Origin of the sequence: Microvirga mediterraneensis, from assembly GCF_013520865.1 — a bacterium.
In the GTDB taxonomy this organism is placed as follows: Bacteria; Pseudomonadota; Alphaproteobacteria; order Rhizobiales; family Beijerinckiaceae; genus Microvirga; species Microvirga mediterraneensis.
This window is the reverse complement of sequence record NZ_JACDXJ010000001.1, coordinates 3,838,400-3,862,385: the sequence shown is the minus strand read 5'-3', so window position 1 is coordinate 3,862,385 and position 23,986 is coordinate 3,838,400. Positions and strand designations below refer to the sequence as shown.

Here is a 23,986-nt window from a genome sequence, read left to right as displayed (position 1 = left end):
GGTCAATGGCACCAACTGTTCAGGGCAGGTTTATTGCATAGTGATAGTTGATACGAAGTTTTCCAAAGTTTTCCTTTTGCACATCTTGCAATGCGGCTCAATTTGCCATACTTGGGAAAAACGAGCACGATTTCTGTGCAAGTAGGGTGCGGCTCAAGCAAGAAGCAAGCATTGCTTCAGACGAGAATGCTCAAACGTAGGTTGAAATGCTTTTTTGAGCCATTCTAAAGAGCCGGAAAGGAAGAAAATCAAAATGAGCGACAACATCGCTGCTTCGAACTACATTGAGCTGGCTGCGGATATCGTCTCCGCTTACGTCAGCAATAACTCTGTTCCTTCGGGCGACCTGCCGATGCTGATCAATGACGTCCATTCGGCTCTTCTGCGTGTCGGGGGCGGCACTGTAGAGACGCCCATGGAGGCTCCGAAGCCTGCGATCCCCGTGAAGAAGTCCGTCACGCCGGATTACATCGTCTGTCTTGAAGACGGTAAGAAGTTCAAGTCTCTGAAGCGCCATCTGCGGACGCAGTACAACATGACGCCCGAGCAGTATCGCGAGAAGTGGGCTTTGCCCGTCGATTACCCGATGGTGGCTCCCAACTACGCCAAGGCTCGTTCGGAACTCGCCAAGGAAATGGGCCTCGGCCAACAGCGCCGCAAGCGCCGTTCTTCGCGCAGCAGCAGCTAAGAGCAGGCCTCACGGGTCTAAATAGCCGCCCTCAGGGGCGGCTTTTTGCTTTTTGGGACATTGGTCGCCAGTGGAGCGCTTGTTTGCCTGATCAACTGTTTTCGAAGGCATGACGGGTTGGGCCGGCAAAAGCCTTCCAGTGGAGACAAAGGGCGGAGTTCGTGCCGCTGCCGGTATTATCGAGTGCGCGGTTGAAGGTCGATCCAGTTGTGCGCAACGCATCGGATCATTGCGGCCCTTGTGCGAATGAGGTGCATCCTGTCCGACTTATCCTCACTCTTATCAACAGATTTGAATCTTCGTTGACAACTAGGAATATGACCCCACTATCGAAGATGGAGGGGGTGACCCTTCCTTACTTTATTTATGGGAACAAAACATGAACATTATCGACGGCGATGCGGTTCATCAGAGTATTGCCGCACAAAGGATTTCAGCCGCGAAGAAGACCCGTTCGGAGGGGCGCGGACGCAGCGGAAGCAGGAAGCCGAAGATCGCGGCCAGCACGGCGGCGGGTGATTCCCTGACCAGGGATGCGCGGCGGCTTCTCACGGCGCTCGCTCAGCCGGAGACATGGGCGATCGTCGATCCAACGGAGCCTTCGAGCGTGCTTGTCCACAGGCGCCGGTCAGGAATTTCCGTTGGGGCAGGGCGCTTCGCCTCAACCGTGGCGGAGGCTCTCGTGCGCCAGGATCTCGGCCGTTGGGAGCAGGCCGCGTCGGGCCGGAAGGCGCTGCGGCTGACGAAAGCGGGTGAGGCCTGTCTGCGTCGCGCTTCGGCGCCCGAGGCGGACATGGCGTTCTTTCACCAGCACCGCGAAACTGAGCTTGCCTCCGTCGAAACGGATTCAGGAGCAGCCCGGGTCCGCGTCGATGCCGACGAGAGCCCTCTCGACTGGCTGCGCCGCCGCAAGGGCCGCGACGGCGAACCTATGATCGACCAGGCATCCTATCAGGCGGGCGAGCGCCTGCGGACCGATATCATGCTCGCGGGCCTCCTGCCTGGGGTGACGGCTCGATGGGATGGCATGCCGAGAAGCGGAGGCCCGGCCTCGCCGGGTGAGGCGACGGACCGGATGGTTGCCGCCCGCCAGCGGCTGCGGAACGCCTTCGATGCCCTCGGGGGCGATTTCAGCGACCTGCTTCTCGACCTCTGCGGCTTCCTGAAAGGCCTGGAGCAGATCGAGCGCGAGCGGCAATGGCCCGCGCGCTCCGCCAAGATCGTGGTGCGTCTCGCCCTGACGCGGCTCGCGGAGCATTACGGCATCGAGGCCTCGGCCCAGGGTCCCGCAGCCTCACGCGGCATCCGCGCATGGCAGGCCGTTGTGATTGACGGCGGGAAGGTTTAGGGCGCCGCGACAGCCGCCTGTGCATCCCGGCGGATGCGTTCGACCATGGATCTGACGCCGTTCGACCGTTGCGGCGTCAGATGCTCGGACAGGCCGAGTTCCTTGAAGAGCGCAAGGGCGTCCGTGGAAAGGGCTTCCGCGGGTGTCTTGCCGTTATAGAGCGAGATCAGGAGCGCCACGAGGCCCCGCACGATATGGGCGTCGCTGTCGCCGCGAAGATGCAGGACGGGCCCGTCGTTCGAGGACATAGTAAGATCGGTCTGGAGCCACACCTGGCTGGCGCAGCCCTGAACCTTGTTGAGGTCGTTATAGGCCTCTTGCGGCAAGGGCTCCATGAGACGGCCGAGCTCGATGATGTAGCGGTAGCGCTCCTCCCACTCGTCGAGCAGTTCGAAATTGGAGACGATTTCGTCGATTGTCGGCAGCATGGCAAACCCGGGTTGTCTGCCCGTCATATAGCTATCGTCACGCGGTTTGGCGACGGAAAGGGCCGGATTTATGTGCGGGGCCTGGACGCAGCGGGTTCACGGTCCTCGGGCCGCAGGGTGTCCGAAGGTTTTGCGGAGCCGGCGACGGGAAAACCGGACGTGCTGAGAACTTTGTCGACGACGGCCTGCTTGGCGCTGTCGGGCAGCGCTTTCCAGATGGATTCGAGATGGCCTGCGTTGTCCATCCCAGGCGCCTGACCCGTCGCCGGTTCGGTCTTCTTCGGCGTGAGCAGAGCCTCGACGGCCGCCGTCCCCTCGCCCTGCTGTCGCACCGGCGAGAAATAGAAAATCGTGCCGACGATGAGGATGAAACGGAGGATCGAGAACATGAAGCGGTCGACGGCTTAAAACCAAGGGATGACGCAGCACCATAACGTACCCGGTATGCCGCGCGTAGGACGTGTTTGAGAAAGATGGAAACAGGATGAACAAAACCTTGATGCCGGGAGGCCGTATTAAACGCATGAAAAGCAAAGAGAAATTTTGGAACACTCGACGCCTCGGCGCCTGAGCGGCGCTCTCGCGGAGCCGTTTCTCCGATCAGCCCGAAGCAATTAGGTTTCGCTTAAACCGGGTCTGTCAGGCTTTGCCCTCAGAAGGACAAGAAACGGTGCCTTGCCGTCTTGTCTTGCTGCCTGGGCGGACCACAACGACATCATCCTTCGAAGACGGAAACGACTCCCTTGCGTGAAGCTTTTGTCGACCATCCCGATGACGATCTCGACCTTCCGGCGGTCGTGCGCCGGAAGGCTCCGGCACGACAGACGCAGAAGCGCGCCGTCAAGCCGCCGCGCAGGCCGGGCTTCGGCGAGAGGGCGATCTTGTTCGTCTTCAGCCATCCGCGCCAGATCCTCGCGGCCCTGTTCCTGACCGGGTGCGGCGGCGCGATTGCCTGGAATGCGCTGGCGCTGCAAAGCAGCCGCCATCCGGCGCCGCTCTTCAACACGCGCGAGATCGTGCTTGCCCCGGAGCCCAAGGCCGAGGGCGAAGCGCGCCAGCCGCTGCCGCCCGCGCGTCCAGGAGCCCAGTCCGTCGAGGAGGTGGCGTCGGCCCCGCCGCCCCATGAGGCTGCCGCTCATGCAACCCTGGAGGCGGCGGCGCCATCCGTCGCCACGCCCAAGACCCCGGCGCGAAGCCCGATCGCCGAAATGATCCGCAACGGAGGACAGCCTGTCCCGGCCGCTGTGCCGGCTCCCCGCCCACCACTGACGAGTGCCGCCGCCTTGCCGGCCTCCCCGCCGGCAAGGAGTGCCAGTCGCGATCCGATCGCGGACATGATCCGCATGGGCGGCCCCGTGCCGGTGCCGCCCGCCAATGTGGGCCGTACGGACCAGGGCGATACGGTTCTGGCGGGACAGCGCGCGCTTGCGCGGTTGGGCTACAACGTGAAGGTGGACGGGTTGATGGGTTCGGGCACCCGGCAGGCCATCGAGCGGTTCGAGCAGGACCGGCATCTGCCCGTCACCGGAGAGTTGAACGCTCGGACGATCCGCGAACTCTCAGCCGCATCCGGAATCGCGGTCCCATAATGTCCCGGCTTCGTTCCGACTTCTGGGTTTCGGCCTACCTGCGCCGCTGTTCGGTGGAGGGGGTCGATGCTGCCTTGCGCAAGCGCGGCGCCGCCGAAGCCGGCGCGGTGTTCGTCAAGGTGGATCGACTCGACGGCACCGCGAGCCTCTACGGTCCTGCACCGCAGCTCTTCCTCGACGAGAGCGGCGAGCGTCTCTTCTCGCCGATCCTGAAGGACGTCATGCCCCTCGACGTGGAGGAGCGGATGACGCGCGAACTGCGCTTCGACTCGGACCTGTGGCTCGTGGAGGTCGACGACAGGGCAGGAAGGCACTTCCTCGATCTCGCGTCCGAGGACTGAGCCGCTCATTAGGCGAGTGCCTCTCCCGACAGGGTCTTGACGTCCAGAATGCATTCGATGAGCGCGAGGGCGACTGGGCCCGGAACATCCTGCATTTCCCGCACCAATGTCCTGATGGCGGAGAGCGGGTACGACAGGGCAGGGTGCAGGTTGAGGAAGATCCTGACCGCATCCCTCCGTGGAACTCCCAGGACGTTCAGCGCGAGGGCAAGCAGGCGGTGACGCCCGATCTCGAGCAGGCGCCACTCCGTGGACGCAGGGAAGCCGAAGAGAGCGGTCAGGATCGATTCCATCCTGCGGTCGTCGCCCTTGAGGCTCGCGGCCGAAATATCGGCGAGATCCTGTTCGGCCAGCGCGAACGACAGGCTGACGCGCCGATGGGCCAGGGAGGCCGCGACACGCTCCCGGATCGCTTCGCGGCGCTCCCCGGACGCTGCCAGGTAAAGAGACGCCTGAGCGGTGGTCGGGAGGTCGGCGCGGTCGAGAAGAAGGGCGGCGAGGGTCGGGCGCCGATGGGATCGCCGCAGCAGTTCCGCGAAAGCTGCGGTGTCGGGAAGAACGGCAGAATTGGCCGCGAGCACATCCTCGACGGCATTCTCTCTCAGGACCAGGAGCCCGTGGGTCGTTTCCGGATCGATGTTCGGCTGTGCCGCAAGGGCGAGGCGACCTTCCGGCGTGGCAAGCCTCTTTGCGCGGAAAGAAGGCGAAACGGGGTGATGATGACGAGGGATATCGACGGCGCCGGGTGAATGCCGCGCCAGATAATCCAGAACCGATGCCGGCGTGTCCGGGCAGGGTGCCAGGATGCGGGCCAGTTCGAGACGGGTCGCGGCGTCGGTCTTCGGCAGGAAGCCGAGGACGAGGGTCTCGAAGGTTTCGATGCTCTCTCGGTCTCGCGCCGCCGCCGCGACGAACATCTCCGCGTTGACTTTCAGGAGAGCCGCGCGCGCATCGGACGAGCCGTCCGACGATCCGAAACCCGACAGGTCCGACCAAAGGTCCGGATGTGCAGACGACGCCATGCTCGAACTCGCTTCACCGCAATTGACCTTAGGTTAGGAGTTGCTCCTTAGCGCACCTTTAACGGCCTGGACGGCCCGGGAAATAAGGGTTTCACCTGAGGAACCGAAGCGCAGCAGCGAGTGTTGTTTTCTTGTCAGGGCGGGGGTTTTTCTGATCCGCACATCCCGTCGGCAACGAACTGTTAACCATGGATCTCTTTTTGTGAGTCAGGCGTAGAGGCAGCAATGTCAGGATAGAGGAGGGCGACATGCGAGACATCTGGACCAGATCGCCGGGAGTGGTGGTTCCTTTTCCGGATAACACGGAGCGTCCGCAGCGCCCGATCCTGGCGGCCGATGAGCCTCGGGGCGAGATCCTGTTGTTCACAGGCGTCCGTTACGAGAGGCCTTCTCCCAATCCGGGACCTTCCCGCCCGCTGGCGTCCAACAGCCCCGGCCGTCGCCGCTCTTAGTCCCGAATCTGTTTTCATGACGATGAGACGCCGTTAGGCGTCATGGATCGGGCTCGCCAGATCGTGCACCATGAGCACCGCGTCCGGCCCGTAGCTCGCAAGCTTCGTTTCCAAGCCCGGTCGGGCCAGAACACGAAAGCCGACCCTCTCCCAGAATGCCTGAGACCTGTTGACGGCGACGAGCGACAGATTGTCGAAGCCCGCTGCGCGGGCGTGTTCGATCAGCCTGTTCGCAGCCTGCACCGCATACCCCTTGCCGCGCGCAACCGGGAGAAGGGCGACGTCGTGGATGTAGAAGGTGGTCGGCGCCTCAGGGAGTTTGCCCAACGGCTCGTTCAGTGGCGGCGGCTCTCCCAGGCGCCAGGGATGGGTGAGCGCATAGCCGATCGCGCGCGCGTCCTCGACAAGCATGAGGCAGCCCTGCGGGTAGAGGCGCCGACGCTCGGCCAGCACTTCGAGATCTTCCGGATGGTCGACGTGGATCGTGTCCGCGAGAACCTGCACCTGGGCCAGGTCCTCCGGCATCATAGGGCGCCAGGGCATGATGTCAGGGATCCTGTTCGGCCGTGCAGGAGACGGCCTTTGCTGCTTCCTCCGCCTGGGGCCGCAGGCTCGGGCTGGGAGCCGCGACGCGCACGATCACGAAGCCCTGCCGCTCGGGGGAGACGATCCTCACATCCCGCGAGGGATCGTTTTCATCCTCGGCGGCTCGGGCCTCGTCGAGCTGGCGGGCCGTCAGGGTGACGATCTCGAGCTCACCCCGTACGGCGGCACGGTCCGTGACGGCGAAGAACACCCCTCCCGACTCCTTGTGAAACGAGAAGGACAGCGGGAGCGACCCGGTCTGAGCCGCGACGCGCATGGGACCGTTGCGCAGATCGAAGGCGCAGGTCGCCACGGCGATGGCGGGGTCCGGTCGCGGAAGCCAGGTATTCTCACCGCCCGGCGCGCTGATGATCTGCGCCTTGTCGGCGGTCAGGGTCGTCTGGACCTTCTCGAACGCGTCCCGGTCCGCAAGGTAGGGGCTCGCGAGGATCGCCACGATATGAACCCCCGCGGCTATCACGATGCCGCAGAAGGTGGCGACCAGAAAGCGAGGAAAGCCTCTCATGTTCCGCATCCCAGGCGCTGAATGACGGGAAAGTCGACTTCATCGAGATTGGCGCCGGCGGCTCCCGGAGGGTCGTAGAGACGAAGCGCCGCCACGAAGGGGCCCGAGGGGGGAAGCTGGATCCAGTTGCCCGGCTGCAGCGTACGGGACAGGGCGATGGTGAAACGGTCCTGAGAATCCCGGATCACCTCCGCCGAGGTGAAGTTTCTGCGTCCAAGCTCGGTAATGGGCAGGCGCCCGTCGCCGTCGTAAAGAGTCAGGGTCCAGAGCCGAGCGGTCGGGGCAACCGCGCCGATGGTATAGGTGCAGGCGGAATCGAGCGGCCTGCCTTCGCTGTCGGTCCGGGCGGTGAAGCCCAGCCCTTCGCCCGTCGCCAACGGAACATCGCCGCGCCGGGCGAGGATGGCCCGCATGTACGGATCCGCCTCCGGCGAGCCGAGCTTGGGCCATGCCTGCCACGGTCCAAGACGCAGGCTCCCGAAGGGCGGGTCGCCGTTGATGGCCCAATAGGCGGAACCCAAGCCGAGCCCCAGCGCCAGAAGAAGCGCATAGACGATGAGGAGGGCTGTCGGGACGCGTCTGACGTTCACGGGCGATATCGGGGTCGATGGGGCGCGCATCGAAGCGGCCGCCGGAGCGTTCGTCAAGGGAGCCTCTGTGTGCATTCGTTAGGGCATCGCTACTTGGCGGCGGCCGTCCACGGCGGCGGAGCCGCCCGGGGCCTCCGGCGCCTTGCCCGTCGTCACCGAACGGTCGACCGACTGGAACAGGGTCCCGATTCCGCCAAGGACCTCGTAGGACTTGCGGGAGAGTGTGCCGGCCAGGAAGGACTGAGCCGGAGCCTGGGCCTGATCCGCCGCCTGGCCCTTCGAGGAGGCGACGCGGAAGGCGTTGGCCGGGCTCGCGCCGGGGATGGGGCGGATCTCCAGGTTCTGATGGGCGAGGCCCATCACCTCGTGCCATGTCATTGCCGGAAGCGTGCCGCCGGTCATCTCGTTCATGGGGCGGGAATCGTCATTGCCGTACCAGACGCTGGCGACGAGATTGCCCGTATAGCCCACGAACCAGGCATCCTTGTAGCCGTTGGTGGTGCCGGTCTTTCCGGCGGCCGGGATGCCTTCGAGCGCGGCCCGCTTGCCGGTGCCTTCCTCGACCACCTTGTTGAGCATGAAATTCATGTCGTTGACGACCCGGGTGTCGAGCACCTGCTTGGGCGGCGTGTCCCGGTCGTGCCGGTAGATGACCTCGCCCGAAGAGTTGCGGACCTCCCAGGCGGCATAGGGATCGGCGCGCTTGCCGCCATTGGCGAAGACCGCGTACGAGGCCGCCATGTCGATCGGCGTGACCTCGGCGGCGCCGATGGGGAGCGAGCTCGAATCCGTCAGCGGGTGGGTGAGGCCCATGCGCTTGGCCGTATCGACGATCACGGCGCGGCCCGCCTTGGCGTTGCCCTTCCCGATCTCGACGGACATCTGGACCGGGATCGAGTTGATGGAGCGGGCTAGGGCCGAGACCAGCGGCATGGCGCCGGCGAATGAGCGGCCATAGTTCTGCGGGCACCAGTTGCCGAGGCAGATCGGCCGGTCGACGACCGTCGAATTGGGCCGCAGCTTCGGATTGGTCGTCAGGGCCGCGGCATAGACGAAGGGCTTGAAGGACGAGCCTGGCTGGCGCAATCCCGCCGTGGCACGGTTGAACTGGCTCTGCCCGTAATCCCGCCCGCCGACGATGGTGCGGACGGCGCCGTCCACGTCCATGACGACGATGGCGCCTTGGCCGGCTTTGTACTGGCGGCCGTGCTGGCGAAGCATGTTCTCCAGCGTCTCTTCCGTATGCCGCTGGAGCGCCGTGTCGAGCGGGGTCTTCACGATCAGCACCCGCTCGTGGCCGAACTTCTTCTCGGACGCGAGCGCCTTCACCTGTTCGAAGGCCCAGTCGAGATAGAAATCCGGCGTGGTCTCGCGCTGCCGGTTGACCGGGGTCGCCGGATTGCGCCGGGCCGTCTGGATCTGGCCTTCCGTCAGGAAGCCGGCCTCGACCATGTTGCGCAGGACCTCGTTCGCCCGGGCGCGGGCCGCCGGCAGGTTCACGTGCGGGGCATATTTGGTCGGAGCCTTGAACAGGCCGGCCAGCATGGCGGATTCGGCCAGGGTCAATTCCTTGGCCGGCTTGCCGAAATAGTAATCCGCCGCCGCCACGACGCCGTGGGCGCCGCCGCCCATATAGGCGCGGTCGAGATAGAGCTTGAGGATCTCATCCTTGGTCAGGTGGAATTCGAGCCAGACCGCCAGGAACGCTTCCTTGATCTTGCGCTCCAGGGACCTCTCGTTGGTCAGGAAGAGGTTCTTGGCCAGCTGCTGGGTGATGGAGGAACCGCCCTGCACGACGCCGCCGCCCTGGGTGTTGACCATGAGGGCGCGCATGGTGCCGATCGGGTCGATGCCCCAGTGATCGTAGAAGCGCCGGTCTTCCGTCGCCAGCGCGGCCTTGATCATGTAGTCCGGGAAATCCTCGAGCTTGTAGGAATCGTCGAGGTGAAGGCCCCGCCGCCCGACCTCCTGGCCGTAGCGGTCGAGGAAGGTGACGGCGAGATCCTGGGTCTTGAGCCAGTCGTCTTCCGTCTCCCGGAAAGCCGGCAGGGCGAGCGCCAGCATGACGATGCCGCCCGCAGTGCCGAGCGTCGTCGCCTCGCTGGTCAGGTCGAGGATACCGCGAAGAGGCCCGCGAAACCGCAGACACTTCATTTTCTCCGAGTACCAGCCCCACGCGCTGCCCAGTCCGCGCCCGCTTTGATACAGCGTGGAGTTGAGCCACGCGTCGAACCAGAGCGCGCCGCGCTTGATCCGGGTCATAAGAGGAATTGGGGGCTTCTGACTCACGACGGTCCTCGAGCAGGTCAGGGCCTGACCTGCCTAGTTTATGATATTTGAATGTCCTATCGGCAATGCCGAAGCGTGGCGATGCCGATATATATAACTCAGAACCTTGTTTGTAGGTTCACAGAGATTTACCTCTTCCGAAGGATAGGCTGCCCGGTGTGCGGCTTAGCACCTTCCCTCAAACCGCCTCAAAAAGACGTCAAAGCGCCCACATGCCAAATGCCGCACCCCTCGTTCGCCCGCAGCCGGAGAAGCAACCTTTCTGGCGCGTGAAGTCGCTCGAAGCCATGACCCTGGACGAGTGGGAGAGCCTCTGCGACGGCTGCGGCCGCTGCTGTCTCGTCAAGCTCGAGGACGAGGACACGGCCGAGGTGATGTACACGGATGTGGGCTGTACCCTCCTCAACGACCAGACCTGTCGCTGCAAAGATTACCCGAACCGCCAGGCCAAGGTGGCCGATTGCGTGCGGCTTACGCCGCAGGCCGTGCGGAGCCTCTCCTGGCTGCCCCATACCTGCGCCTATAGGCTCCTAGCCGAGGGGCACGACCTCTATTGGTGGCATCCGCTCGTCTCGGGCGATCCGGAGACGGTGCATGCGGCCGGAATCTCCGTCCGCGACCGGGTTGCCGGCCCGGAGGAGGATTTCACCGTCGCGGAGCTCCTGGAGCGCATCACCGATTGGCCGATGGAGGATCCCAGCGTGCGTGGGGAGTAACGTTCGGAGGCAAAGCGTCGCAGACTTGGACGTGGCGAGGAGCCCGGCGCGAGCGTCTCCATCCCAGGGAAATGCACGGAAAATCGCTGCTCGATTGCGGCATATCCGAACTAAAATCCGCGCATCAAGCCGAAGAATACCTCTTTTGGAGTAATTGCCAGCATCGCTCCCAACGGCAACCCTCGTCAGTCTTAGAGAAGTTCTGATTTCTTAGTTTTCAGAATAATTTCCGAACAGGGTGTTTTATGTCTGCTATTGCTACTTATGGCCTGACTGGAAATGCGTATGTCGATGGTGTTCTTGGCGATTATAAATGGGGATCGAACAACGTAACCTATAGTTTCCCGACAAGCGGATCGACCTACGGAACGTCCTACGGTGCTGCGGAAAACATAACCAACTTCCAGGGCCTCGGCTCTATTCAGCAGACAACCGCCCGCAATGCCTTGAAGGCCTATGCCTCCGTTGCGAACCTGACCTTCACGGAGATGGATGAAACGGCCACGCAGCATGCCGATGTGCGCTTGGCCATGTCGGACGCGACACCGACCGCATGGGCTTATCTTCCCTCGACGGCAGCAGAGGGCGGAGATGTCTGGTTCAACCTCTCGAACGGCTATTTCACCAGCACGGCCAAGGGCAACTACGCCTCCATGGTCTTCCTGCACGAGCTCGGGCATGCGATCGGGCTCGACCATCCGCATGAAGGCAACGTCATGCCGCAGGACCGGGACTCTCTGGAGTATACGGTCATGAGCTACCGCTCGTATCTCGGGGGCTCCACGACGTCGGGTTACACCAATGAGACCTGGGGATATGCGCAGTCGCTGATGATGTACGATATCGCGGCCGTGCAGCACATGTACGGGGCGAACTATGCCACGAACAGCGGCAACTCGACCTATTCCTGGAATCCTGCCACGGGCGAGATGAGCATCAATGGCGTGGCCCAAGGGGCCCCTGGCGACAACAGGATCTTCCTGACGATCTGGGATGGGGGCGGCAACGATACGTACAATCTCTCGAACTATACGACCAATCTCAAAATCGATCTGCGCCCGGGCGAATGGACCAAGACGTCCAACGCTCAGCTTGCGAAGCTGAGCTGGGACGGCTCGAAGGTCGCAGTCGGCAATATTGCCAATGCTTTGCTCTATCAGGGCGATACACGTTCTCTCATCGAGAATGCGGTGGGTGGATCGGGCAACGATACGCTGACCGGCAACGACGGCGCAAACCTGCTCAAGGGTGGTGCGGGAGCGGACAAACTCTACGGGCTCGGTGGGGCGGACATCCTGGACGGCGGCATTGGAGCCGATACGCTTACCGGCGGCGGCGGAGCGGACATCTTCGATTTCAACTCCATCAAGGACTCCACACCTAATGCCCGCGATACGGTTCTGGATTTCGTGCGAGGGACCGACCACATCGATCTGCGAAGCATCGATGCCAGTACGGCGACCGGCGGCGATCAGGCCTTCTCGTTCCTCGGCGGCGCAGGCTTCTCGGGCCATGCAGGCCAATTGAACTTCACCGGTGGTGTGCTGGCGGGAGACGTGAACGGCGACAGGATCGCCGACTTTCGCATCAATGTCGCCGGCATCTCGACGCTGACGGCCGCCGACCTTTATCTCTGATGAAGCATCATGAGGTTACGCCGATGAGCGATTGGGTCGATTTCGACCAGTGGCAGAGCTGCGCGCAAATGGAGCGGCCGGGCTTCGTGTTCGAGGTCCGGAACCGAGAGGGCCGGAGCCTGCTGACCACGTGTACCGTACCGCTTCAATTGCCGTCCGATTGGAAATCGCAACCTGTAAGTTTCCGTCTGGTCGAAGAGCCGAAACCGCGTCACTCGAACCCTATCCCGAAACCGCGATCCTGACACTTGGCGTCGGAGCGGCTGCTGCATGCGATGTTTTGGCTTGGGACGTAGACGTTATCGCGCCTATTTCCGGCGGCGCGACGTCACGGTCGGGGGCGTGCCCTGAGCGACCTGTAGACAGGTGAGCATGTCGACATAGCTCGGCGTCCCGCCGATCTGCGCTTCCCTTGCGCAGGTCGCACGTGTGCCTTCAGCCGCGCTGCTCCAGATGTCTCTAAGCTGGCGTTCCGCTGCCGTCTCGTCCCTCATGCAGCTCTCGTAGGGGTTGGTATCCTGCGGGGTAAGGGGCCGAGCCTCCTTGCAGGTCGCCTCGATATTGAACCGGGGCAGCTGCTGTGCCATGGCGGGAATGTCCGAAAGGCTTCCGAGCAGCACAATCATACCGAGCATATAGGCCTTCATGGCGGGCTCCCTGCGCTGCGCGTCATTTCAGATCTGTTCCAGCTTGGCGTAAATCCACTTAAGCCTTTAGATCCGTGCCGCAGGACCGGGTTTCGACTCATGAGCTAATCCTTCGGTCACGCGCCCGGCGCTTCCTGTTGATCGCTGCCGGACTCGCCAGGGACTTCCGTGTGTTCCCCCAGCGTCTCCCGCACGTAGAGCTTCTTGACCAGCACATAGGCAACCACGGCAAGCGGGAAGCCGAAGATCAGGCCGAAGGCGCCGAACAGGGCGCTGCCGATCAGGATGGCGAACAATGCCAGGGCCGGAGGGATACTGATGACGCTGCGCGCCACGAGGGGAAAGATGATGTTGCCTTCGACTTGCTGGATGGCGATGACCGCGAGCATCGTCCAGAGCGCCGTCTCTCCGCTCACGCCGAATGCGATCAGGACGGCAGGCAACGCCCCGAGGATCGGGCCGAGGAACGGGATGAAATCGGCCAGGCCCGCGATGAGGCCGAGTGCGATCGCCGAGGGCAGGCCGATCAGCCAGAAGGCAATGGTCGACAGAATTGCCACGCAGGACATGGCGATCAGCTGGGCCGTGAGCCAGAGCCTCAGGGCCTGACCGGATGCCTGCAGCGAACTCTCCACGCGGGCGTGATGGCGGATGGGAAACAGCTTGACGAAGCCCTGCCTGTAGAGACGAGGCGCGGCCGCGATGTAGAGGCCTGCGAGCACCACCAGGGCGAAGTCGGCGAGGCCGTTGAGAATAGCGCCGCCGATCCCGGCAAGGCGGGCCGCCATTCCACCGACGGGCGCATTGCTCACGATTTCGGACAGATCGTCGCTGACGGCGCCGAGGCCGAGCTGCTTGGCGAAGTTGTCGATGGCGAGGGGAAGCTGTTCGACCACGTTCGAGAACTGGGACCGTACCTGCGTTCCGAAAAGCGCGATGATGGCGAGGAGCAGCGCGAAGATGATCAGGGCGGCAACGGTCAAGCTCCAGCGCTCGGGGACCTTGAGATAGCGCACGAGCGCATCCGAGGCCGCATGCAGCAGGATCGCCACGAGGACGGCGCCGAAGGCGAGGAGGAGAACGTCCGATAGCGTCCACAGCAGGAGGGCAAACACGCCTATGCCGAGCACGATGAAAGTCTTGCGGACGAATTCCGCGTCTCCCATGAGCCCACGAACGGAACGGTTCTGATCATCCATCGTTTACGCCTCACCTTCGCTATGGTGACAATCAGAGCGGCTCAGCTCGGTTCCCGTGGGCGGTCGAGATGTATAAGTAGGTTAGATTGAGCCTCGCATTTACGTATTGAGCGTCCTTGATTTTAATAAATTGGTCATTTTTGGGGAACGCATTCCGGTATTCATGGTTATCGTGCCATGGAGGGAATGGAAATGACCTCACAAGTCATCTGTTTTATTCTTGGCACAGTATTTCCACTTGCGACGGTCGGGTGGTTGTTCGTCCACTGAAGAGCGTCGTCAATACTCTTCTGTATGGAAGAGATGTGCCGGAATTTGCGTTCAAGTCCCGCGTAACGAAAAGCCCGCCTGTCCTTTCAGGCGGGCTTTTCGGCGTCTCGGATCCTTCGGTCTTTATCGGATGGCGGCCGTGCAGGCCTGATGAAGGCTTTTACTTCGTCGCGGCTGCTGCGCGCTTGGTCAATTCTTTTCTGAGTGTGTCAGGAAGGTCGATTCCGGTCAGCCGCCAGGTGGCGCTGCTCAGGCGCAAGGTGATCTTGAACTGCCGTGTCTTCGGTTCATCGACGGGGACCGGGATGGTGATGGAGCGAAAGCCTTGCGTCTCCGACAGGATGAATGTCCGCCAGGCTGTCTCAATGGACGCGGCATCGAAACCCGGAGGGGTCAGGATGCCTTTGCCGCCCGCGGCTCCTTCGTAGCGCTGCAGCTGCCCGTCATCGAGAAGATCGAGGAGGGCATGCGGTGTGATGAGTTCCTCGAGCACGGGGTTGAGCGTTGCGGTCCCGGCTTGGGCGGCCGTTTGCCGGTCCAGCCCGCCGAGGTCCTGCGTCTTCAGGAATTCGCCCAGGATCTGCCGGGCGAGGGAGGCGCGAAGCGCGTTGAAGTTCACCCGCTCCGTGATCCGGTCCATGTCCCTGGCTTCAACGGCCTTGGAGAGGTCGTAGAGCGCGACGAAAGGCGAGACCATGAAGATGGCCCAGGCCAGAAAGAGGAGAAAGCTGATCCGCAAAGTCCAGCGCATCGTCCAGGGAGTACCTTTGAATGGAAGGAAAGGACTTACCGTAGAGTTGATGCCGTCAAGAACGGCGTCGCGACCTGAGAGAATTTATGTAGGGACAAAGATGGCAACAAAAAAGGGCGACCGGTAGGCCGCCCTTTTTCAGGATTGTCTTGAGTGAAGATCAGCCGCGGGCGCGGGCGCGGATCATGAAGGTGTCGTAGGCGTATTCGGCCACTTGGAACCAGAGATATTCTTCGTTCCGGAACGCCTTGACCGCGTCGATGATCTTCTTGAAGTCGGCGTTCTTGGCCGAGACCTCATCGAAGACCTCGTTGGTGGCCTTGTAGGCGGCTTCGAGAATCTCCTGCGAGAACGGACGCAGCTGCGTTCCCGATCCGAGCAGACGGCGCAGGGCGGCCGGATTCCGGGCGTCGTACTTGGCCAGCATGTCGTTGTTGGCATAGCCGGCGGCCGCGGTCAGGATGGCCTGATACGACTTGGGGAGTTCTTTCCACTTGGCCTGGTTGATGAAGAGGTGGATCGCGGGACCGCCCTCCCAGAAGCCCGGATAGTAGTAGTACGGGGCCACTTTCGAGAAGCCGAGCTTCTCGTCGTCGTAGGGGCCAACCCACTCGGCGGCGTCGATGGTGCCGCGCTCGAGCGACGGGTAGATGTCGCCACCGGGGATCTGCTGCGGCACGGCGCCGAGCTTCTGCATCACCAGGCCGGCGATGCCGGCGATACGGATCTTCAGGCCCTTCAGGTCGTCGACGGTCTTGATCTCCTTGCGGTACCAGCCGCCCATCTGCACGCCGGTGTTGCCGGCCGGCATGCCGTAGAGGTTGTGCTTGGCGTAGAATTCGTTCAGCAGGTCGTTGCCGCCGCCCTGATAGAGCCAGGCATTCATCTGGCGGGCATTGAGACCGAACGGAGCCGCCGTGCCGAGAGCGAAGGTCGGATCCTTGCCGAAGTAGTAGTAGGAGCAGGTGTGGCCCATCTCGATGGTGCCGTTGCCGACCGCGTCGGCGATCTGAGGCTGGCCGACGATTTCACCGGCCGCGAAGGGCTGGATCTGGAACTTGCCGTCCGTCGCCTCGGAGACGAACTTCGCGATCACTTCGGCGCCGCCGTAGATGGTGTCGAGGGATTTGGGGAAGCCGGACTGCAGGCGCCACTTCAGCTCGGGCATCGACTGGGCGATGGCCGGGGCGGCGACGGCGGTCGCGGCGGCCCCAACCGCTGCGGCCTGCATAAATTGACGACGTTTCATTGCTTTTTTTCCTCTCTGGAGAGTGACTTTCGTCACTTGCGCCCTATTGACACTAAATTAGGTTGCGTTCGCAAGAAGCCTGACGGCTCTATCGACTAATGATCTATGCGCCTTGTGAAAACGTGCTTGGTCCTCCTCAAGGAAGCGGCACGTCGACGGTGCAGACGACCCCGTCCGGATCGTAGCTCAGGGCTACGGTGCCGTTCAGTTCCCGGGCTATGCCGTCCTGGATGAGCCGCGACCCGAATCCCTTGCGGGACGGAGGGTCCACCCGAGGGCCCCCATGCTCTTCCCACCGCATCGACAGGCGCGAGCCCGGCGTGCCGGCGAGGGTCGACCAGGAGATGCGCACACGGCCCGATGCGTTGCTCAAGGCGCCGTACTTGAGGGCATTGGTGAAAAGCTCGTGCAGAATCATGGAAAAGCTGAGGGCCATGGACGGCGAGATCCGCAGGTCCGGTCCGCCGATCTCGATGCGGCGGCACTCTGCCCCATCGGTCCGGTAGGGCATGCATGCCTGGCTGAGAACATCCGAGAAATCGGCTCCATCCCAGTTCTCCCGCGTCAGCACGTCATGGGCGCGGGCGAGGGCGAAAAGCCGCTCCTCGAAGGAGGCGCAGGCGGAGGGCAGGGAATCGATACTTTGCGCCCCGACGCTGCGAAAGCTTTGTGCCGCAAGGGATTGAACCGTGGCGAGCGTGTTCTTCACCCGATGATTCAACTCATTGATCAGAAGCCGCTGATGATCCTCGGCACGCTTCTGATCGGTGATGTCGATCTGAATTCCATCCCAGACGATCTTGCCGTTCGGTAGCCTGCGTGGCGCATCGACGATGCGCTGCCAGCGGATCTCGCCGGTCCTGGCATGGCGGATGGCGAACTCGATGTCGAGGGGCTTGAGCTGAGCGTGCGCTTCCAGCTGCGCCCGATAGACGGGCTCGCGGAACTCGGGGAGAATGAGATTGAAGAGAAGACTTTGATCCCCCGGGACCTTGTCCGCAGGGATGCCGTTCAGCCGCTCGCAACTGGCCGAGACGTAGATGAAGCGGCGGCCCTCATAGCCGACGCCGTTATCCATCTGATAGACCATGCCGAGGGGGAGATTGTCGGCCAGCGCGCTGATCTGCGCCTGGCGCTCGCGCAGTTCCTCCTCGGCGCAGCGGCGCTCCGTCCAGTCTCGGAAGCTGACGCCGAGACCGCCCTTATAAGGAAAGACATTGAACTCCAGGTGATGCCCCGGGCGCCCGATGGCTTGTGCATCGAAGGAGAGGGGTTGGCCGGAGGCGAAGACCTCTTCGTAGCGCCGCCTCAGGTCGGTCCCCCCGGCTTCGGGGAACACGTCCCAAATCACCCTGCGCAGCATGGAATGGCGGGGCTCGCCGAAGAAGCTTTCCGCCATGCGGTTGATGTAGCTGAACCGCCATTGATCATCGAGGGAATAGAACGCGTCCCCGATGCCCTCAAGCACCACCGAGAGCTGGGCCTGCACCTTCGCTTCGATCGTGTGGGCGAGTGCCTCTTGCAGGGCACTGTCCGGGGCGCCTTTGGATTGCTCGGAGACAGAGGCGGCGAAGTCGCCGGTGAGTTGCTCCAAATCCACGGGTGAGATCAAAGCGATGCCGGGCATGTCCGTTCATGAAACATAATCACGGGGCGTAACTTAACGCAACGTTCCTATGTTTCAAGAGGCCGCAGGCTGAGAGGCCTAGCGGTCCTTTCGCCGACCCCGCCGACGGATCCCATTCGTCCGGTCTACCTGGGGTCAGGATTCAGGCTGTGCCTGGCCTTTGTCGAAGTTCGGGCCCTTCGGAACACTGAAGGCTTCCGCGGCGCAGATCAGCATGAACATGGCAATGACGCCGCCGATCTCGGCCACGCTCACGAGGATGGAAGAGGGGTCGCCCAAATAAGCGAAAGCGCCCATGACGAGCGCGGAAACAACAGCCCAAAAGATCATGGGCCTTCTCCCCTGCAAAGCTTGATGCGCACACATAACGGCCTGCGTCCCAATAAGTTCCTAAGGCCGCGCGGAAAGATTCCCGAGAAGTGCCGTTACGGCAAGAGGAGTGTGCCCTAATTTCCTCTCTGCGATGAAACTTTTTCGAGCTGCCGGTTCCATGCGCCCCGTCGTTCATCGGACAGTGCCGAGACTCGACGCCCCGAAAGTCCCGGTCCTGGACGAAGCCCGCCAGGATGCAGCACGAAGCGGGGACGCGTATCGGACGTTCCTCGCGCGCATTCCCGCCTTTCAGGCCATCGAGCAGGAGCCGCCCGCGCGCCCGATTCCCTGGCCCGGGACGTTGAGAATCGCGGCCTTCAATGCCGAACGCATGAAGGACCGGCCGGCGGTTCGCCGTCTGATGACCCTGGCCGGCGCCCATATCGCGCTGTTCAGCGAGGTCGATCTTGGCATGGCCCGGTCAGGCAACGCGCATAATATCCGCGATCTCACCGCCGGGACGGGCGAGGGCTATCTCTACGGCGTCGAGTTCGTGGAACTCGATCTCGGTGACCCGCAGGAGATGCGCGCTCATGCGGGTGAGCGGAATGCCTGCAGCCTTCATGGCAATGCCATCGTGAGCGCGCTGGCCCTGGAGGCGCCGCACCTGATTCCCCTGGACGAGAACGGCCTGTGGTTCTCGGGCTTCGATGGGGCGCAACGGCGAATCGGCGGGCGGATGGCACTGGCCGCCCGTGTCTCCGGGGCACCGGCACCGCTCTGGATCGTCGGCACGCATCTCGAAAGCAAGACCGCCCCGGCGGATCGCCGGGCTCAGATCCACGCCCTCCTGCGCGCGCTCGAGACCATCGCGCCGAACGAGCCCTGCGTCATCGGCGGGGATTTCAACACCAAGGCTTTGCCGCGTGGAGAGGATGAGCGGCATCTCCTGCTCGAGGCCCCCGAGCGCGACGAGCCGCTGTTCGCCGATCTGAAGGAGGCGGGCTTCGCGTGGCAGCACGCAAACCTGGCGTTGCCGACCCAGACGCCGGGACCGACCGGCAAGCACGAACCGCCCTTCGGAAAGCTCGACTGGCTGGTTGTGCGCGGCCTTACCGCAACGAATCCGCTGCTCGTACCGGCACTGGACGAGCAGGGCAGGGCCGTGTCGGATCACGAGATGATCACGGTCGATGTGAGCTTCCCTTGATTGAAAATCGAGGTTCGGCCGCGTAGATATTTGCGATAACCAGAGCGGCATGGATTGAACGAAAATAATAACAATTAATATCCTCCCGGATCTTGGCGGTTTTAGGCTGAGAATTGACGCTATGACTTATAGTTACTGTCGTGACGTTTCATTTGAGTTATCGTATGTTCCGATTTTGATCGCCCATACATGAAACATTGTCCGTGCGTGCGGCCGTTAGGAGAACTTTCCGGAAGCATCTTTTGGGACGAGAGCGGATCTGATCCAGGGCTGCCGACTCGCCCCTTCGCCTGTGGACAACGCGTCTTCACGGAAGGCGGGCGACGGTGCAAACCCTTACGGCGTCTCAAATCCCCAACATGATACACAATCACCTTGACAGCGTGACGCTCTTAGAGTACAAAACGTGAACACTGACGAAGTGTGAATGCAGCCCCCGCATCACGGTTTCGGTGTCCCTCCACCGCCCAGAGCTTTCGCCTGGGCGGTTTTTTATTGGCTACTCCATGCGCCAGAGAATCGACGTCACCGACGAGCAGAGGCAGCAGGCTTGGGAGATCTATGCCCGCGAGCCGAGCAAGCATCTGCCGGACATCCACAAACTCCTCGGCGTCAGCGCCAGCCACTTCGCGCGAATGCGCCAGCGCTGGGGCTGGCCGTCGCGCCACGCCGCCCTCGAGGCGAACGCCTTGAGCAAGGCCGCCCGGAATGAGGGCGGCGTCGCGGGCCTTCACAAGGCCGCCGAAGCATCCGTGAACGATGCGGCCCGGGCTCTCGCCCAGGCGACGCGGGTTCAGATCGACGCGCTCATGGACGAGCAGCGCACCGGACGCGCCAAGGATCACGACAAGACGGCCCGACGGCTCGCCTCCTATGCCAGGACGCTGGCGGCCGCCCGGGCCCTGCTGGAACAGGAAGGCTCCCCGCTCGATGACAGCGAGCATCACGATAAACCGAGACGCAGCCTCAACGAGCTGCGCGACGAACTTGCTCACCATCTTAACCGGGTTATTGCGGAAGAGGAGGCTCGCGGATGCGACGGCATCCTGGTCTGAAGACGATTTCGAACAGGTTCTGCGCCATTGGCCGATCCGTTGCCGGCCCGAGCAGCGATTGCCGGGTCTCGCGCGCAACCACGATCCTTGGACGACATGGCTCATGCTCGGCGGGCGCGGGGCGGGCAAGACCCGCACCGGCGCCGAATGGGTGCGCGGCATCGCGCTTGCGCAACCCGATTTCGCCCATCAATCGTCACGGCGCATCGCGCTGATCGGCGAGACCTTCTCGGACGCGCGTAACGTGATGGTGGAAGGGCCCGCGGGCATTCTCTCCATCCATGCGCGCCATGAGCGTCCCGCCTGGTCGCCGTCCCTGCGCAAGCTCGAATGGGCGAACGGCGCGGTCGCGCATGTGTTCTCGGCCGAGGATCCGGATTCCCTGCGCGGGCCGCAATTCGACGCCGCCTGGGCCGACGAACTCGCCAAGTGGAAGCACGTGGAGGAGACTTGGGACATGCTGCAATTCGGCCTTCGCCTCGGGGCGCATCCGCGCCAGATGGTGACGACCACCCCGCGGCCGATCCCGCTCATCAAGCGCTTCCTCGCCGATCCGTCGGTGGCGGTGTCGCGGGTGCGGACATCCGACAATGCGGAGAATTTGGCGCCGGTCTTTCTCGACACCGTCATGCGCCGCTATGCGGGCACGCGGCTCGGGCGGCAGGAGCTCGACGGGGACATCATCGAGGATCGTCCGGATGCCCTGTGGACCCGCGACGTGATCGAGGAGAACCGGATCGCCGCCGCGCCGCCGCTTGCCCGCATCGTCGTTGCCGTCGATCCTCCCGCCTCCTCGTCGAAGCGCGCCGATTCCTGCGGGATCGTTGCGGCCGGGATGGATGAGAACGGCATCGCCTATGTGCTCGAGGATGCGACGGCCGCGCACCTGAAGCCGCCGGAATGGGCCGCTAAGGCCGTGGCGCTTTACCGGCGCTTCGAGGCCGATGCGCTCGTCGTCGAGACGAACCAGGGCGGCGAGATGGCGACCGGCGTGATCCGCGAGGTCGATCCGTCCGTGCCGGTGATCGGCGTGCGCGCGACGCGCGGCAAGTACCTGCGCGCCGAGCCGGTTTCCGTGCTCTACGCGCAGGCCCGCGTGCGCCATGTGGGCGCGCTGCCGGAACTCGAGGACGAGCTCTGCGACTTTGGGCCGGGCGGCCTCACCTCAGGCCGCTCGCCCGATCGCATGGACGCGCTCGTCTGGGCGCTGACCGAACTGATGCTGCGGGAGAAGCGCGAGCCGCGTGTGCGGGTGTTGTAATGCCAGGCGGCGCAGCGATCGTCTCGAAGGATGAAGCCCAGGGGGAGGGGTGAGCGTCAGAGGCATTGCCCATGGCTTAAAAAACGCCCCAGCCGAAGCACAACGTTCACGCAAGTCTCCAGCCGGGGCGCCGTGACTCCCGTAGGGGCAAAAGACGGAGCCACGATGCATAAGCTATGTGGTGACGCGCGATCCTCAACGTCTCCTCATGGAGTGAGTCTTTGGAGCATGCGACCCGAAAGGGGACACCACTTTAGAGCCGATGCTGCAAACGTGGAGACGGAACCGTTTCAAGTATCGCAAGCAGGGCGGCCATTCGCCGGAAGGCTGGGGCGGATGGCAGTCCATCCGTGCCGATCCGCCCCGCCATCTGCCTCATGTCGTCCCGAATAGGAGAAAGGACGACAGAGCTCGAGAAACTGATGGTCGCGCCAGCCAAGTGGGTGGACCAGCTCGGCTGGCGCGTGAATGTCGCCGGATGCCCCGCAACATCTGAAGATTACTCCATGGCCTGTGACCATCCAATGACAACCTGACGGAAACTGCCCGCTTCTTCATCACCGGATGCGGAAGTTGTCGCCATTCTGAATCGCGGGAGGGCAAGGGCAGAGGCGTCGGTGCAGCTGTCTCCCTCACGTCATCACCGTCCCCGGACTTGATCCGGGGATCAGTCCCGGTGATCCCGATGACCTGAAACGCCGCGCGTCTCCATGTCGGGATGGCCGGCACAGGGCCGGCCATGACGTGTGGGTGTCGTTACCGGCCTGACCATAACATCACGAAAGATACTCGCACCTTCACCCTTCATGCCCCGTTCGGGCAGGAGTTTTCCATGCTCAATCGACTGACCCGCTGGCTTCAGGCGCCGCCCGAGGCCAAGGCTTCGCGCGCGCAAAGCGCAGTCGCGCTCTATGTCGCCGGACGCGCCGTGTGGACGCCGCGCGATTATACGGCATTGTCCCGCGAAGGATTCCAGAAGAACGCCATCGTGCATCGCGCCGTGCGGCTCGTGAGCGAGGCGGCTGCATCGCTGCCGCTGGTGCTCAAGAGTGAGGACCGCGAGCTTGCGGCGCATCCGCTCCTGTCCCTGCTCTCGCGGCCGAATGCGCGCGAGACCGGACAGCGCTTCCTGGAGAGCCTCTACGGCCACCTCATGGTGTCCGGCAACGCCTATGTGGAGGCGGTGAGCCTCGACGGCGCGCTGCACGAGCTCTATGCCCTGCGGCCCGACCGGATGCGCGTGGTGCCGGACGCGGACGGCTGGCCGGGGGCCTATGAATATGCAGTCGGTACGCAGGTCGTGCGTTTCGCCATCCGCGACGACGAGCCCCTGCCGCCGATCCTGCACCTGACCCTGTTCCATCCGGCGGACGATCATTACGGCCTCTCGCCCATGGAGGCGGCCGCGACCGCGCTCGACATCCACAATGCGGCGGGCGCCTGGAACAAGGCGCTGCTCGACAACGCGGCGCGTCCCTCCGGGGCCCTCGTGGTCGGCGGCGCGACGCTCACCGACGCTCAGTTCGACCGGTTGAAGAGCGAGCTCGAAACCAATTACCAGGGCGCCGCCAATGCCGGCCGCCCGCTGCTCCTCGAAGGCGGCCTCGACTGGCGGCCGCTCTCGCTCTCGCCGAAGGATATGGACTTCGTCGAGGCGAAAGCCGCCGCCGCCCGCGAGATCGCGCTCGCCTTCGGCGTGCCGCCGCTGCTGCTCGGCCTTCCCGGCGACAGCACCCATGCGAACTACGCCGAAGCCAACCGCGCCTTCTATCGCCAGACTGTGATCCCTCTCGTGAAGCGCACGGCGGAATCGCTGTCGCACTGGCTCGCTCCGGCATTCGGCGAGACCCTGCGCCTCGAGCCCGACCTCGACGCCATCGAGGCGCTTGCCGACGAACGCGAGAGCCTCTGGCGCCGCGTCTCGGCGGCAACGTTCCTGTCCGACGACGAGAAGCGCGAGGCCGTGGGCTACGGGCGTGCTGCGGGACGCAAGGGAAGGCGGGGGTGAAGGCGCTCGCCGTCACCATCGGCGCGACGACTTCACCGGGCTTGTCCCGGTGATCCCGATCGCCTGAAGCGCCGTCAGCGTCATTCCCGGCCGGTGATGCGAAGCCATCGTAGGAAGGGAATCCACCCGCACGCCAAGCACCCTGGATCCCCTTCCCGCACTATGTGCGCCGGGGATGACAGCGAA

Annotated in this window: 23 protein-coding genes; 10 read left to right on the top strand and 13 right to left on the bottom strand. The window is 63.4% G+C overall.

What is annotated here, in order from left to right; genetic code table 11:
• The first annotated feature begins 253 nt into the window (after nt 1–253).
• Complete coding sequence (locus H0S73_RS18425; RefSeq protein ID WP_181053512.1) at nt 254–688, top strand: Ros/MucR family transcriptional regulator; 435 nt, start codon at nt 254–256, stop codon at nt 686–688.
• A 379-nt stretch (nt 689–1,067) separates the two neighbouring features.
• Nucleotides 1,068–2,036 (top strand): DUF6456 domain-containing protein, encoded by a 969-nt coding sequence (locus H0S73_RS18420; protein WP_246389078.1) that lies wholly within the window; start codon nt 1,068–1,070, stop codon nt 2,034–2,036.
• Here the strand turns inward: H0S73_RS18420 and H0S73_RS18415 are convergent.
• Nucleotides 2,033–2,491 carry a SufE family protein gene (locus H0S73_RS18415; RefSeq protein WP_246389076.1) on the bottom strand — a complete coding sequence of 153 codons (459 nt, stop codon included), beginning with the start codon at nt 2,489–2,491 and terminating at the stop codon, nt 2,033–2,035. The two genes, H0S73_RS18420 and H0S73_RS18415, sit on opposite strands and share 4 nt — an antisense overlap.
• A gap of 41 nt (nt 2,492–2,532) precedes the next feature.
• Nucleotides 2,533–2,853 carry a hypothetical protein gene (locus H0S73_RS18410; RefSeq protein WP_181053511.1) on the bottom strand — a complete coding sequence of 107 codons (321 nt, stop codon included), beginning with the start codon at nt 2,851–2,853 and terminating at the stop codon, nt 2,533–2,535.
• A gap of 354 nt (nt 2,854–3,207) precedes the next feature.
• On the opposite strand from H0S73_RS18410, the gene H0S73_RS18405 reads away from it, so the two are divergent.
• Both H0S73_RS18405 and H0S73_RS18400 read left to right on the top strand, forming a co-directional pair.
• Complete coding sequence (locus H0S73_RS18405; RefSeq protein WP_181053510.1) at nt 3,208–4,053, top strand: peptidoglycan-binding domain-containing protein; 846 nt, start codon at nt 3,208–3,210, stop codon at nt 4,051–4,053.
• Nucleotides 4,053–4,394, top strand: a complete 342-nt coding sequence (locus tag H0S73_RS18400; protein WP_181053509.1) for a DUF1491 family protein — start codon at nt 4,053–4,055, stop codon at nt 4,392–4,394. Before H0S73_RS18405 ends, H0S73_RS18400 begins: the two co-directional genes overlap by 1 nt.
• An 8-nt stretch (nt 4,395–4,402) precedes the next feature.
• On the opposite strand, the gene H0S73_RS18395 is transcribed toward H0S73_RS18400, so the two are convergent.
• The 5 genes from H0S73_RS18395 to H0S73_RS18375 form a co-directional block, all read right to left on the bottom strand.
• Nucleotides 4,403–5,416: a hypothetical protein gene (locus H0S73_RS18395; RefSeq protein ID WP_181053508.1), complete on the bottom strand. Its 1,014-nt coding sequence runs from the start codon at nt 5,414–5,416 to the stop codon at nt 4,403–4,405.
• A gap of 485 nt (nt 5,417–5,901) precedes the next feature.
• A complete protein-coding gene (locus tag H0S73_RS18390; protein WP_181053507.1) occupies nt 5,902–6,411 on the bottom strand; it encodes a GNAT family N-acetyltransferase in 510 nt (169 codons plus the stop codon).
• Between the two features lie 4 nt (nt 6,412–6,415).
• Entirely contained in the window at nt 6,416–6,979 is a 564-nt protein-coding gene (locus tag H0S73_RS18385) for a DUF1254 domain-containing protein (protein ID WP_181053506.1), read from the bottom strand.
• Nucleotides 6,976–7,569, bottom strand: a complete 594-nt coding sequence (locus H0S73_RS18380; RefSeq protein ID WP_181053505.1) for a DUF1214 domain-containing protein — start codon at nt 7,567–7,569, stop codon at nt 6,976–6,978. Before H0S73_RS18380 ends, H0S73_RS18385 begins: the two co-directional genes overlap by 4 nt.
• A 78-nt stretch (nt 7,570–7,647) precedes the next feature.
• Entirely contained in the window at nt 7,648–9,831 is a 2,184-nt protein-coding gene (locus tag H0S73_RS18375; RefSeq protein ID WP_202049826.1) for a transglycosylase domain-containing protein, read from the bottom strand.
• 239 nt (nt 9,832–10,070) lie between these two features.
• Here H0S73_RS18375 and H0S73_RS18370 point away from each other — a divergent pair, with 239 nt between their 5' ends.
• Entirely contained in the window at nt 10,071–10,574 is a 504-nt protein-coding gene (locus H0S73_RS18370; RefSeq protein WP_181053503.1) for a YcgN family cysteine cluster protein, read from the top strand.
• A 245-nt stretch (nt 10,575–10,819) separates the two neighbouring features.
• Entirely contained in the window at nt 10,820–12,211 is a 1,392-nt protein-coding gene (locus H0S73_RS26155) for a M10 family metallopeptidase (protein ID WP_181053502.1), read from the top strand.
• Nucleotides 12,212–12,519: 308 nt separating this feature from the next.
• Here the strand turns inward: H0S73_RS26155 and H0S73_RS18360 are convergent, their stop codons facing one another.
• From H0S73_RS18360 to H0S73_RS18335, 6 genes are all read right to left on the bottom strand, one after another.
• Nucleotides 12,520–12,858: a hypothetical protein gene (locus H0S73_RS18360; protein WP_181053501.1), complete on the bottom strand. Its 339-nt coding sequence runs from the start codon at nt 12,856–12,858 to the stop codon at nt 12,520–12,522.
• A 116-nt stretch (nt 12,859–12,974) separates the two neighbouring features.
• Nucleotides 12,975–14,057, bottom strand: a complete 1,083-nt coding sequence (locus H0S73_RS18355) for an AI-2E family transporter (RefSeq protein ID WP_181053500.1) — start codon at nt 14,055–14,057, stop codon at nt 12,975–12,977.
• 430 nt (nt 14,058–14,487) lie between these two features.
• The gene (locus H0S73_RS18350; protein ID WP_181053499.1) at nt 14,488–15,078 is read right to left on the bottom strand and encodes a DUF2939 domain-containing protein; all 591 of its coding nucleotides are present in this window, start codon (nt 15,076–15,078) and stop codon (nt 14,488–14,490) included.
• A 160-nt stretch (nt 15,079–15,238) separates the two neighbouring features.
• Nucleotides 15,239–16,327, bottom strand: coding sequence for a TRAP transporter substrate-binding protein (locus H0S73_RS18345; RefSeq protein ID WP_181053498.1), 1,089 nt, complete (start codon nt 16,325–16,327; stop codon nt 15,239–15,241).
• Nucleotides 16,328–16,463: 136 nt separating this feature from the next.
• Nucleotides 16,464–17,954 (bottom strand): sensor histidine kinase, encoded by a 1,491-nt coding sequence (locus tag H0S73_RS18340; protein ID WP_181053497.1) that lies wholly within the window; start codon nt 17,952–17,954, stop codon nt 16,464–16,466.
• A gap of 135 nt (nt 17,955–18,089) precedes the next feature.
• Entirely contained in the window at nt 18,090–18,284 is a 195-nt protein-coding gene (locus tag H0S73_RS18335) for a hypothetical protein (RefSeq protein WP_181053496.1), read from the bottom strand.
• 160 nt (nt 18,285–18,444) lie between these two features.
• Here H0S73_RS18335 and H0S73_RS18330 point away from each other — a divergent pair, with 160 nt between their 5' ends.
• The 4 genes from H0S73_RS18330 to H0S73_RS18315 all read left to right on the top strand — a co-directional run bounded on the left by H0S73_RS18330 (nt 18,445) and on the right by H0S73_RS18315 (nt 23,800).
• Nucleotides 18,445–19,476 (top strand): endonuclease/exonuclease/phosphatase family protein, encoded by a 1,032-nt coding sequence (locus H0S73_RS18330; protein ID WP_181053495.1) that lies wholly within the window; start codon nt 18,445–18,447, stop codon nt 19,474–19,476.
• Between the two features lie 506 nt (nt 19,477–19,982).
• Nucleotides 19,983–20,531 (top strand): hypothetical protein, encoded by a 549-nt coding sequence (locus H0S73_RS18325; RefSeq protein ID WP_181053494.1) that lies wholly within the window; start codon nt 19,983–19,985, stop codon nt 20,529–20,531.
• Nucleotides 20,464–21,792 (top strand): DNA-packaging protein, encoded by a 1,329-nt coding sequence (locus H0S73_RS18320; RefSeq protein ID WP_484502642.1) that lies wholly within the window; start codon nt 20,464–20,466, stop codon nt 21,790–21,792. The genes H0S73_RS18325 and H0S73_RS18320 overlap by 68 nt, the downstream gene beginning before the upstream one ends.
• Nucleotides 21,793–22,624: 832 nt before the next feature.
• A complete protein-coding gene (locus H0S73_RS18315; RefSeq protein WP_181053493.1) occupies nt 22,625–23,800 on the top strand; it encodes a phage portal protein in 1,176 nt (391 codons plus the stop codon).
• Nucleotides 23,801–23,986: the final 186 nt, after the last annotated feature.